At 40.9% G+C, this 12,865-nt stretch carries 11 protein-coding genes; 4 read left to right on the top strand and 7 right to left on the bottom strand.

The features are described from left to right. Positions 1-30: 30 nt before the first annotated feature. From GKR71_RS05535 to GKR71_RS05510, 6 genes are all read right to left on the bottom strand, one after another. On the bottom strand, positions 31-921 hold the full coding sequence (locus tag GKR71_RS05535; RefSeq protein WP_080675592.1) for a GNAT family N-acetyltransferase: 891 nt from the start codon (positions 919-921) through the stop codon (positions 31-33). 14 nt (positions 922-935) lie between these two features. Beyond that, positions 936-2,210, bottom strand: coding sequence for a phenylacetate--CoA ligase family protein (locus GKR71_RS05530; RefSeq protein WP_154634027.1), 1,275 nt, complete (start codon positions 2,208-2,210; stop codon positions 936-938). A 68-nt stretch (positions 2,211-2,278) separates the two neighbouring features. Continuing rightward, positions 2,279-4,684 (bottom strand): acyl-CoA reductase, encoded by a 2,406-nt coding sequence (locus tag GKR71_RS05525; protein WP_154634026.1) that lies wholly within the window; start codon positions 4,682-4,684, stop codon positions 2,279-2,281. Between the two features lies 1 nt (position 4,685). Continuing rightward, positions 4,686-5,813: a LuxE/PaaK family acyltransferase gene (locus GKR71_RS05520; protein ID WP_154634025.1), complete on the bottom strand. Its 1,128-nt coding sequence runs from the start codon at positions 5,811-5,813 to the stop codon at positions 4,686-4,688. 257 nt (positions 5,814-6,070) lie between these two features. Continuing rightward, entirely contained in the window at positions 6,071-7,252 is a 1,182-nt protein-coding gene (locus GKR71_RS05515) for an MFS transporter (protein ID WP_036947957.1), read from the bottom strand. An 87-nt stretch (positions 7,253-7,339) separates the two neighbouring features. Further along, positions 7,340-7,762, bottom strand: a complete 423-nt coding sequence (locus GKR71_RS05510; protein ID WP_036947955.1) for a MerR family transcriptional regulator — start codon at positions 7,760-7,762, stop codon at positions 7,340-7,342. 169 nt (positions 7,763-7,931) lie between these two features. Here GKR71_RS05510 and GKR71_RS05505 point away from each other — a divergent pair, with 169 nt between their 5' ends. From GKR71_RS05505 to GKR71_RS05495, 3 genes are all read left to right on the top strand, one after another. Continuing rightward, complete coding sequence (locus GKR71_RS05505; RefSeq protein ID WP_036947952.1) at positions 7,932-8,477, top strand: AAA family ATPase; 546 nt, start codon at positions 7,932-7,934, stop codon at positions 8,475-8,477. Between the two features lie 275 nt (positions 8,478-8,752). Next, on the top strand, positions 8,753-10,066 hold the full coding sequence (gene yjjJ / locus GKR71_RS05500) for a type II toxin-antitoxin system HipA family toxin YjjJ (RefSeq protein WP_154599244.1): 1,314 nt from the start codon (positions 8,753-8,755) through the stop codon (positions 10,064-10,066). A 48-nt stretch (positions 10,067-10,114) separates the two neighbouring features. After that, positions 10,115-10,996 carry a LysR substrate-binding domain-containing protein gene (locus GKR71_RS05495; protein ID WP_036947946.1) on the top strand — a complete coding sequence of 294 codons (882 nt, stop codon included), beginning with the start codon at positions 10,115-10,117 and terminating at the stop codon, positions 10,994-10,996. On the opposite strand, the gene GKR71_RS05490 is transcribed toward GKR71_RS05495, so the two are convergent. Beyond that, positions 10,985-11,701, bottom strand: coding sequence for a sulfite exporter TauE/SafE family protein (locus GKR71_RS05490; RefSeq protein WP_154599243.1), 717 nt, complete (start codon positions 11,699-11,701; stop codon positions 10,985-10,987). The two genes, GKR71_RS05495 and GKR71_RS05490, sit on opposite strands and share 12 nt — an antisense overlap. Positions 11,702-12,017: 316 nt before the next feature. Here GKR71_RS05490 and bla point away from each other — a divergent pair. After that, positions 12,018-12,865, top strand: an 848-nt coding sequence (bla, locus tag GKR71_RS05485) for a class A beta-lactamase (protein WP_154634024.1), incomplete at its 3' end; no start/stop codon positions are given.

Here is a 12,865-nt window from a genome sequence, read left to right as displayed (position 1 = left end):
AATATTCAAGATTTTTGCAATTTCAACATTTCAGCACATTGCAGCCTCTTGTAACTTTTGTGCAATTGGACAGCATAACTGGAGATGTTGGGGGTTAAAACCACGCTGAAATAACCAGACCCATTCGCCATGACTATCGAGAATTAAACCTGCATCTCGATAACCGACTTGGTAAAAAAAGGGCAGATATTTGGCTAGCATGGCATTGATAGGAACCTGAATATAAATACGCCGCTCATAGGGTAGATGCGCGAGTTCATTGATGACCCCACCTGTTATTTGATGCAGTGTTACGTTTATGCGCTCCCCGCTATCACACACCTCAATGGGAAAAATGTGAAGGTTTGGCATAGCAAATGGCGGTTTATTACCGAATGGCGCGCTCAGTAATGCCAGTGTATTTGGCTGAGTTCTCATCGAACTGAGTGTTGGTACGGGTTTTGGCTGCAAAGTTTGTACGCCCACAACAACACTTTCAAATGACCCTGATTCAAAGGGGGAGCCGACATAATCCCGCAATAATGCGGTGGTATGAAACCCTAAATTTTTTGCCAATAGCTGTGAACCTAAATGGCTGCATACCATTTTAATGGTCAGTGTTGTTAATTGCTGCCGGCGAGCCTCTTCATAAAGGTACATACCAAGCTGGAATGCCACGCCACGATGCCGGGCAGCAGGATGGGTGACAATCATCGCCAATTCTGCATTAGTGGTAACGCTAGCGTCTCGTTTTAAGGCTGCATGACCGATGATTTTGTTATTTTTTATAGCCACAGCACTGCACCAAATGCGTTGTTTATTGCGCCGAGTGATCATCGCGGGGATATAAAGCTCGGGATAAACGTAGCGGTCTGCGTATACATCACGAAAAAGCGCGCTGATATCATTAGCATCTGTTGCGTAAAAATTTCGGATATTCATTATTTATTTTTCTTCTAAACGTATGTTCGGTTATCGATAATTCGCTGTAATTTACCTGTTCGAATATTGCAAATAAGCTCATCCTGTTGACACCATTCAATAACCCAATGTAGTTGGTCACTTTCGAGTTGCTTCACGGCATGGCTATATTTTTTTTGGATTGTATGACCAAGAGTTTTGGCGTGATTATCATCGCCCAAAAAAGCAATACGTAGTGTTAATTGGTCATAATAACCATGATGTTCTACTAGCATTTGCCACTGTTGCTCGCCAAGTAGTTCGCTAATTAAAGCGTCAATCTCATCAGGGTAAATCGTGGAGTGGCCAACACGAATACGATGCCCAAAGCTACTTCGTCCATGTAAAAAGAACCGACGAGCTGGCTGTCCCTTTGGTTCAGACCAAGCAGCAGTATCGCCAGTTGGATAGCGGATCAACGGCATAAGCTGACGGGTTAAGTTTGTGATAACCAGCATGCCGGTGCGGCCTTCATCCTCAATTTGTTCGCCAGTGACCTCATCAATAATTTCAACGATAGTTTCAGGTTCAAAAACTCGATGCTCTCCAATTTGACATTGAGCGTCACTCTGACCTATTAGTCCCGAATCAACCCCCGCACAGCCGATAGAGGCAATACGGGCACAAGGAAATGCGCGTTGAAGTAACAATGATTGTTCGGCAAATAGGCTTTCTCCTCCAAATAGAAGCAGGGAAATCTCCAATAAGGGTTGGTGTTGTTGGGTAGCTTTTGCTGCTAGTTGTAATAACGTTGCAGGAACTCCCGCGAGAACATTGATTTTATGTTGGCGAATTTGAGTAAATAAGCCTTGAGGATCGATTGTGCCGCTAAATGGATATTCACATAGGGGAATATCTGCATGGAATAGGGCTTGATGGATAAATAAGAAACTTGAATAAAGATCCCCAGCGAAAAATAGATTTCCAACCCGATCGCCAGATTGTAATTGGTTTGACAGGCTACGGCTAAAGCGGGTCACAAAGGCATACCATTCGTTATGGGTATAAAGCGATAATTTACAGGCTCCAGTGGTGCCGCCTGTTTTAAATACCAAACCATGAGTAAATGGAGCCGTTAAGACAGGCCAACTGGCCAGGTCATGGTTCCCAGCCCAATATCCAGCAGAATTGACGAGGGGTAAATCACAAAGTTGCCAGCCATGTTTGGGGATCTTTCGGTAATGCTTCGCATAGTAAGGTGAGTGCTGACGAGCAAATTCAATTAGCTGTTCAAGCGATAAGATAGTGGCGTCATTGATGTATGTTTTCATTTGTCGACCCCAATCCTGTATTTATGAGAACTATATTCATGAGTGCTATGTTTCTGAACGCTTAACATTTATCGTTTATCAATGACTAATAGCGTTTTACCACTTTGAGGATTGCACTCAAATGTGTTTGATGGGCAACGGATGACTTCAAATTCAAGTAACGCTGCATCAAGTATCATGAGTAACACCGGGTCACTCTTAAGCCGATTTTGTACTTCTATTGTGTCACCATCAGCGAAAACACGCATCCGGTCTAATTGGCTAAGGGGGCTATGATCTAATATGAACTGTATTGGAACGTCTGCCAGTCGAGCTAGCTGCTGTATTGGGATAAATGCACTGCCTATGCGGATCAGGTTGTCATGACGGTCTAGAAGTTCAAAGCGAGGCGTGAGTGCGCCACAAGGGCAGGCGCCTTTCACCCAACGCCCAAGATCACCAATGTCGTAGCGAGTGACCCGATGTCCATCTCGGTTGCGAGAAGTAAAAAGTAAACGACCGACTTCTCCTGATTTAACGGGAATATCACTGGTCATTTCGACTATCTCTAACCACTGAATATCAGCCATTAAATGAAATACACCGTCTTTGCTTGCCTTACAGGCATGGCCTAATGTACCAGCATCGGTGGAACCATAGAGCGCAGAGCGAATAGTTTGGATACCGAAGCTATGCCAGAAATCACGTTGGGCAGGACTTATTGGCTCACCACCGGTCAATATTTTTCGAATGCCGCCATAGCGGCGTAATGGTACTGCTTGTTGCGTAAATAGCTGAGAAAGCGTGCTTGGCATGCCGATAAGTGTATTAACTTGCTGACTCACGATCATTTCGGCAATTTCGCCATAGTCATCATTTTGGGGACCTCCCATTGGAAGATGGGTCACGTTAGCTTTATCGAGGATGGTGAAAAAACTGAGTAAACCACCGTATAAATTTCCTGAGTAGAGTAAATTCAGTACGTTATCATTGGCGGGGTCAAGACCTGCGGCGAAGATACCATCTGCGGCAGCTTGCATTTGAAGGTGATAGTCACGATAAGTAAAGCCGGATAACTTAGGAGTGCCAGTGCTGCCACCACTGCGGAAAAATAATTTAGCACTAGGCTGTATCGTGTTTTCAGTGAATGATAATTTGTCCATAATGGGTTGTTCTGTACGTAAATTAGGTTCATCGAGTGGGAGGTCAAGGGTGGCTAAACCGGATAAACTATTATCATCGAGGGTTACACTAACTCGCCGAGTGAGTCGATTTAATGCAAACACTCCATCATGGGGCTCCCCGTGATAACCTGAATGAATGCACCCAGGTGTGGTGATGCGATTAACCCCAGCAGCCAGCAATTGCTGACTCAGATTCGCTGTATCATTTGTCGTTGAAATTAGAGCACAGGTTTGCAAGTAAGTACGCCATGGGCGTAAGGTTTCAATCAGTTTATGGCGAGGCAAGGGACGTAATAAGAGCGTTCTATATAGTGGTGATGGCTCAAATTCAATGGTATTTTTTAACCAAATACGCCAATTATCCCCACTCCAGCAGAGGTTTTGTGCATCTGCAAATACGTTGTCTAATTCGTTAAAGGCGTTTGCAGTGGTAATATCCGCCGCGGATGTGATGTCTGGTTGTTGAAATGGCCAGTAATGACAACGTCGATGCATTGCCTGTGCTAGATTATTTCCCACGTCGATGAGTGTTGGTAAGGATTCAGTATCGACGAAGATACTCTGTGGACTCGAACATGATAGCTGATTAAATCGACAAACTTCATCCGCAAGTTGATCCAAATTTTTGTCAGTAATGCCATTTGGGATTAACCAAGAAAAACTGATTTTATGACCCCAAGGGAGCCAACGGCAATTCGGCGAAAGTTGTTCTTTTATACTTGTTAGTGTTTTATCCGCCCCCCATGCAGAAACGCCATCAACCTGCTTTATTAATTGGGGAAGGTTTTCTATTGCCACAGGTAAGATGGCGACATAGTTCTTCAATACATGGGTTTCGTCACACGCCAGAAATGCGTGTAATAATTCGAAAGTTATCCCTTGTTGACGGGAGCTTGTACGCAACCAGTTAATATTACCCACTAACAAACTTTCGATTATGGCTAAAAAAGGAAGAGATGTGGCATTTGCGGGTGTGATATGCAATACGACTCCCAACGGTCGCCAACTTTCAAAATGAGGTTGAGATAAATGGGGACGGCGTAAAGAGAATGGTGAACGCCCTAATTCATGTTCGAGTTTAAAACGTAATGCGGTGGGATGACAAAATTGTTTGATTTCGTTTCTTAGTACCTCATCAATTTTAGGTAAAAAATTAGGGTCTTTTAATCGGGTGATAAAACGTTCCGCACAGGTCAATAGGGCTTCGAGAGGTAAAGGTTGCCCCAATGTGCTTGGCAGCATTTCAGTGAGTAAACTCAAGGACTGATTGGGATTGAAATCGGGGTAATGTTTTCCATAAATGAGGAACATATTATTTTCCTTGGTGTAGTTCTGAGGCGGCTAATGCGCAACTCCGTGTTTTATGTTGAGTTGCACGACCAAGCAGTTGAAACCAGTCAGTTCCTAGACCACATCCACATTCAGCACCTCGATGTAGGATCGCTAAATCGCTCATCAAAATGCTATGGGCTGGGCAGGAGGTTATATAGGGGGAAACCAATTGTAAGAAACCGCTTTTGCCATACCCTTTTATTTCAAAAGAGTAGGTATCTCGCACCCACGCTTTAGCATAGACAGGAAGGTGAAAATGGTGATGAATACATTCGATATAGGGAACACCATGCTCAATGGCACCATAACCATCTCGGCAACGTTCGTTGATGATCCCTAATTGTTTGGTCAGTCTTTGGTAGAGCGTAGTTTTAGGGATTTTTTGTTCTGCATATGTTTTCCAACCGCCGCCAAAAAGTGTTAATGAGTCGGGAGGTAATGTTAGCGGAGGCAATTGCATATCTTGCATCATTTCAAGTACAAACCAGATAAAAGCAGGGAAACCAAGTATACGTACAGGGGCATCATCAAGGGAAAAACGCTGTAATGCTTGGATCACGCCTAGCGGGTCAAATTGATGACCTTTTCCCGTATGTCGTAAGGCATAAACAACCTGTTTAATTGGCGCATATTTGCATAAATATTGATCAGTATACGTTGTGCCTAGGGTAATTGAATCGACGGGCTCATAACTGAGTAATAGGTAGTTACACGGTGTTTTCGGTGTAACCCAGTCATAATATTGGAATATATGATCAACCATGTTCAGCAAGGCGTTAATACTACGTTCATCAAAACGCATCCGGCTTTTTTGCCCCATAGTACCCGACGATGTTAGCTCTAACGCATCATTGCCTGTGTGGCTAACCAACAGATTATGTTTGAAATAGTTGGCAAAGATTGGCGGTAAGTCTCCCCATGAATTGATTTGCGGGTTTTCCGGGGAAATATGATGTTTAATCAGCCATTGGGCATATTTGGGGGTGTTTTTTATATGGAAAAAAACGAGTTCCTGCATAGCGTGATGGAATAATAATTCGCTTGCCGCCGTACAATTATAAGGTTGATTTAGTTTGCATAATTCATTGACAGTAGGGACAGATATCATAAGATATTCCTTTAGCCCAAGGAGTAATTGAATAAGAAAAAGGTGTTAAAAAAGTCTAGATTGCAACAGCAATCTAATATTACGAGTGATAATAAACAGATGGAAAAAAAACAAAATTATTAAGATTGTTACACCGTAATAGTAAAATAGAAGTCTTGTGCGGGAGGTTAGAGTACAGCTTCAAGGTTAACGTTTTTGATGGGTACTAAAGGAAATGGCAGTAATAAAACGCGTATTACTGCCAGTAATTCATGTGGTTAGTTGGCGGTTTGGTTATTGAGGCTATCTCGCAGTAATATCATCGCGATAATAATGCCAATTCCTACCGCTAATCCCATAATATTAACTGAATTCCAACCCATAAAGTAAAAAGCGAAGCCTGCACTTAAGCTTCCTAAGGCACCAAAACTGAAAATGAGAAAATCTGTAGCGCCTTGAATTTTGGCTCTTTCATGTTCATGGTAAGTTCTTGGAAGTAGCTGTGTGGTGCTAATTAAAATAAAGTTCCACGCTAATCCGACTAATGTCATGGTGATTAAAAAGTGTGTGTAGCTCGAGCCAGTGAAACCAATAATGTTGGCTATAGCTAAACATATTGCCCCCATCCAAACGAATATTTTCACCCCAAAACGGCTAATCAGATGCCCAGTAAAGAATGAAGGGGCGAACATGCCTAATATGTGACATTGAAAGACAAAAGTGATGGCTGCAAAATCAAATCCTTGAGCTTTCATCGCTAATGGGAATGTCCCCACCATATAAACGACAAGGGCATAACCGATAGCACTGACAATGGCAATCAGCATTAATAATGGCTGAGAATAGAGCCGTAAATAAGAGCGACTTACCCATGAATTAGCGGTTTTGGCTTGAATTTGATGCGGTTTTAATGGCAAAAAGAGTAACAGAATAAATGCAAGAATATAGATAATCGTCAGAGCACCAAAGGTTCCAATAAATGGATAGTTTTCAATTAAGGTTCGAGTTGAAACAGCAAGTGTTGGACCAATCAATACGGCAATAATACCGCCACTCATGGTTAATCCAATGGCTTTTGAACGTAATGCAACCGGCGTTTCTTCTAATGCAGCAAATCGGTACTGTTGTGCCGTACCAATAGCAATACCCGTAAAGAAAGTGCCAATAGAGAAAAGTAATAAATTCTGGCTATAAATACCGATTATGGCAAATAGTGCGCCAGCTAATCCGCCAACGTTTCCAAGAATGAACCCAGCACGACGGCCAAACCGCATCATAAAATGCGCCATCGGAACAGAAGTCAGAATTAATCCAATATATTGAGCAAGAAGAGGGATTGTCGAATAGGCAGGATCGGCAGAAAGCTGAGATCCGACTAAAACGGCAACCGACAATACAAGTGCATTACCGGTTGTAAATAGGGCTAATGCGGCGGCAAGCCAAAAAACTGAACGAGGCATAATCATTCCTTATTGCTCATAAAAATCAACAATAGTAGAGGGAGAAAACGAATATGCCGGATGATAAAACTTCAAGTTGACTTTAAGTCAAGCGATGTTTTTGGTCAGTTTTGCGATATTTTGTTTTAAGCTTACAGATAAAATTTTCTGAAATTTAGGGCATTGCAAGTGATTTTCCGACGGACATTGTTCAATATGTTGTAACCCTTGCTTAAGTTTCTGCAACTCTTGGATTTTTTGGTCAATCTCATCTATTTTTTCCCGCAAAATAGGGCGTTCAATTCCTTTTTCTGGCATACGATTTAGCATGTTTGCTATTTCATCCAGTGAAAACTGAGCTTGTTTAGCAAGAATAATGAGTGAAAGATGAGTGAGAACTTCAGGGGCATATAGCCGAGTTAAACCTTTTCGGCCAATAGGTTGAATCAACCCTTTGATTTCATAGAAACGAATAGTTGCAGAGGTAAGACCCGTAAGTTCGGATACTTGGCTGATAGAGAGTGTTTTCATAATAATTTTGCGCTCTATATAAATAACGTTTATCCGCTAACTTATCACCTAACTATTCTGAATTGAATTATGGTTGATGACTTATTTACATCAAGAATGGTTAACTCAGTTCATTTGAAGAAAAATGGTGTTTTTTAGTCATAAGAAATAGTAAAAATGAAGGAAATATATGATTAATGATGGGCTAAAGATTATTATCACTGGCGGTCCCGGCGCAGGTAAAAGTGCAATTATTGAAAATTTAATGGCTAAAAAATACACCTGTTTACCGGAATCGGGTAGGGCCATTATTCAAGATCAAGTCTGTATTGGTGGTAACGCATTGCCATGGCTTGATAGACAAGCATTTGCTGAAATGATGCTTTGCTGGGAATTGCGATCATGGCATTTGGCTGATTATCATAATGAAATCTGTTTTTTTGACCGGGGGCTGCCTGATATTGAGGGCTATTTGAATTTATGTTCAATTCCAATTCCCAAGCATATAGAACGAGCAATAAATACGTTTCAGTATAATAAAAACGTATTTATCACACCGCCATGGCAAGAAATATATGTGCAAGATACGGAAAGAAAACAAACATTTGATGAAGCAGTGATGACCTACCATGCGATGGTGACGACATATAAAAAATATAACTATGAATTAATCGAGATCCCTTGTTTACCCGTTAAAGACCGAGTTAATTTTATTCTTTCTTATGTGAATCAATGAGATGAATAAAAAAATTCTTGTTAGCGCTTGTTTAATGGGACATAACATTCGTTACAATGGAACAGAATAGGTACATTTAGTGGAAAAACCATTCAAGGAATGGGGGTTGCAACTACGTTATTATCTCAATCAGGGGTTTCTGTATTTTCTCACTCCAAGATTGATGAGTTAGTGCAGTTGTTAGATAGCTCAGAAAGATGACAATACTAGAAATAGCTGCTAAATTATCTATTCATGCATCTATTCATTTATCTATTCATTAAGTGGTTAATACCATGACTAATCGATCTGAGATGATACATCAATTGCTCCGTAATGGGCCAAAAACAGCAAGGCAACTAGCTGATATTATTAATGTTAGCCAGCCAACTTTGTCTCGAGCGCTAAAAGCTTTAGGTGACGATATTATCCGGATTGGCGCTGCATCCTCTATTCAATATGCATTGCGTGATACGTTTCGAGGGTTTAATTCTGCTCCTATTTATCGCATCACAGAAGAGGGTACATTACGATCTCTAGGTCAGCTAATTCCGGTTTATCCAGATGGATTCGTTATGGAGCAAGTTGACGGAGTATGCCTTCATAGTGATGGTTTACCATGGTGGCTATTTGATATGCGCCCACAAGGATACCTTGGTCGAGCTTATGCATCCGCCTATTCAACGCAACTTGGAATATCACCAAATCCAGATCGCTGGTCAGACTCCGATATTATAAGAGCCTTGCTCGCTCACGGGCATGATGCAGTAGGAAACTTATTAATTGGGGAGCAGGCAAGAAACCAATTTCTGAACATGCAGGCACCGACTCCTGTTGATCGAGCTACTGTGTATCCAACATTAGCGCGAGCGGTTAGCTCGGGAGAGGCTCCAGGATCATCCGCAGGCGGTGAGCAACCTAAGTTTTGTACCTACACTGAACGAGGTCATGTCATTGTAAAATTTACGGCGCAAGATGATAACCCAATCAGTGAACGTTGGCGTGATTTGTTACAAGCGGAGCACCTTGCTTTAAAGGCACTAGGAGTAGAAACAGAGGTATTTGATTTTGAAGGACAACGCTTCCTTGAAATTCCTCGATTCGATCGTGTTGGTTTACTCGGTCGTCGAGGGCTTTTTTCTTTACAAGCTCTGGATGCAGAATTTGTAGGGCGGGCAAGGGAGCCTTGGCCTGTATTGGTCAATGAATTAGTGAAGCAAAAACATGTACATCCCGATGCTATTACCAGTACAGCACGGCTTTGGGCATTTGGTATGCTCATCGGCAATACCGATATGCATCATGGTAATTTATCGTTTATTAGTAGTCATGGCCGCCCATACCATCTTGCACCAGCTTACGATATCTTACCGATGGGATTTGCGCCTAAGTCGGGTGGTGAAATCGTTAATACTCTTAGGCCAGTTACATTACTTGAAGGGATCCGTGGAGAAACTTGGCGGGAAGCGTTGGAATTAGCTGAGACGTTTTTTACTTTAGCCAATGATTGCCAATGTTTTTCTGAAAACTTTGCTTTATGCTTACAAACGTTACGCGGTCACATCGATGAGGCCACTTCCCGGATATCGCGCCTTGCTGATGAGTTTTGATGCTAAAACTTAGTCTAAGCATGGGGCATAAACATTTTCGGAGCGATTATGCGTTTTGATATGGTTGATTTACGTTTATTTGTAAATACCCACAAGGCCGGGAGTATTACAGCAGGGGCCAATTTATCTAATTTAAGTTTGCAATCAGCCAGTGAACGTATTCGGGGCATGGAAAGTGAACTTGGTGTTTTATTATTGACGCGCTCTTCGTCGGGAATAAAGCTGACAAATGCAGGATTGGCATTATTGAATCACGCGAATCAAGTGCTCTTGCAAATCGACCATATGCGTAGTGAATTGCGTCAATACAGCCAAGGTTTACGGGGGTATATTGACCTGTTATGCAACTCTTCGGCACAAGCTGGTTTTCTTCCCCAAAAATTAGCGGACTATCTACAGAAATATCCTAAGATTAGCGTTGGGATCCGTGAAATGCCGAGTGAGAAAATCATCAATAGCCTTAATAATCAAATGGCAAATTTAGGCATTGTTGCAAATCCATCGTCATTATATGACTTAGAATTTAAATTTTTATGTGATGACCATTTAGTTATTTTCGCACCACCATCCAATGGTTTTAATGATCACGGCATTTCTTCATTAAACCAAATTGGAAACCGTGATTTTATTGGGCTTTCTCAAGGTAATGCATTACAGGATTATATTGACCATCATGCACTAAGCGAAGGAGTTTCATTTAATTACCGAATGCGTTTAGCAACAATGGACGCAGTGATGCAATTGGTGAGTGAAGGGCTTGGCTATGCCATTTTACCGAGACAAGTCATATCACGCTTTATCGGAATATATCCAGGAAATATCACTCCTTTATCTGATGAATGGGCAAAGCGCAAATTATACATTTGCGCCCGAAGGTTTGATGAATTACCGAGTTATATGGATGAGTTTGTTAAGTTCTTACTTGAATAACATGTAAATGCCTAAAGCGATCAATCCTAAGAAGAAACAACGCCTGAATATTTTTTCACTGATCAAATTTCTACAATATTGCCCCACATACATGCCAATAATCGCCGGAATAAGTACAATTGACGATGTGTAATAATCTATAGTTTCACTATTATTCTCTCTGATTAATAATATGGCCAACGCAATTGTTGACGCGGTAAACGCGAGTCCTAAAGTTTGTATTAATTCATTTTTATTAAGATTTAGCGATTGTAAGTAAGGAACGGCAGGGATCACAAAAACCCCCGTGGCTGCGGTAATAACGCCAGTAATATAGCCAATCAGTGGGGATAACCATCGTTCATTTTTACCCGATGTTGACGATTTAGGGAGGAACATGGCCACTAAGCCATAGATGATTAATATCAGACCTAATGCAGGAAATACCCACTCTGATGCTGAGCTCAATTTTGGTAATGGGCTATAAACAGTGCCAATAAAAATAGCGATAATAAATAAGTAAAATCGTCGAATTAAGTTTAAAAACTTACCACCGATCATAAGCTGCCATATATTAGTGACGAAAGATGGAATAATTAGAATGCTTGCTGCAACAGCAGGTTCCATGACCGCTGTTAACAAACCCATAGATAATGTTGGCAAGCCTAGCCCAATGACTCCTTTAACAAATCCTGCTAAAAAGAAGATCAATAGAATTAACGCCATATTGAATTTACCTTTGAATTGATAAGTATTGCTTAAAGGGTAATCAATTAAATAAAAACAACCTATATGGATTATCTTCAGGAGGGCTTCGGAAAATACAGAGCAGGGTTTTCAGCAAGTTACAGCGATTATAGCCATCAATACACCATTTAAATCAAGCTATAAGTTTTTCTATAGGCTACTAAAAATTATCATCATTTGTGAACCATAGAGAAGAAAATATAATCATGATTAAAAATAAGACCCTACATAAATTAAATTTCAACTTATGCTGAAATAAACTCATTATATAAATATTGACCATCAAAGGTTTACTATGACTTTACGATTTAAAACATTTGCCGCATTCATTTTAAGCATGCCTCTTGTATCCTCTGCATTTGCTTTGACTTTACAGGATCAAGTTAAGCAATACGAAAAAGAGGGTTGGAAGGTTGGTTTGTCAATTATATTCCCAGATGATAAAACGATTTCTATAAATGGAAATCAACGTTTTCCTTTAGATAGTACAGTTAAATCAATTGCTTGTGCCAATGTTCTGGCAAAGGTTGATGCAAAGAAACTTTCATTAAATCATTCGATGATAGTGACTGAAAAAAATATTGTGACATATTCACCAGTTGCTAAAGATTATATGAATAAGCCATTTACGCTTGAACAAGCTTGCAAAGCGGCCAATGAATACAGTGATAATACTGCCGCTAATTTTGCTATTTTTTCGGGTGGGGGACCAGAAGCTCTGACGGCATTTATGAGAGCAATAGGAGATACGGTTACTCGTTCTGACCGATATGAGCCAGAATTGACAGTCAATCCTGAGGGTGATTTGCGAGACACAACGACTCCTGATGCAATGAGCAAGAGTATTAAGAAAATTTTGACTGGCGAAGTTCTTAGTCATTCATCAAAAGAACAATTGAAAGAATGGATGGTCAATAATAAAGTCGCTGATAATATGCTTAGAGCTTCACTTCCTAAAGGATGGAAAATCGCAGATAGATCAGGTGCAAGTGACTACGGTGTCAGAGGGATAACGTCGATGGTCTGGTCAAATAATCATGATCCTGTTTTCATCAGCATCTATGTAAGAAAAGCGGATACTTCTTTGGATGAACGCTCAGAAGTGATTCGTATTTTAGGTTCTCATATATTTGACGAATACCT

Source organism: Providencia sp. wls1922 (assembly GCF_009706505.1).
Taxonomy (GTDB): domain Bacteria; phylum Pseudomonadota; class Gammaproteobacteria; order Enterobacterales; family Enterobacteriaceae; genus Providencia; species Providencia lanzhouensis.
The sequence above is the reverse complement of the archived record's forward strand: the minus strand, read 5'-3'. Positions and strand labels throughout refer to the sequence as shown.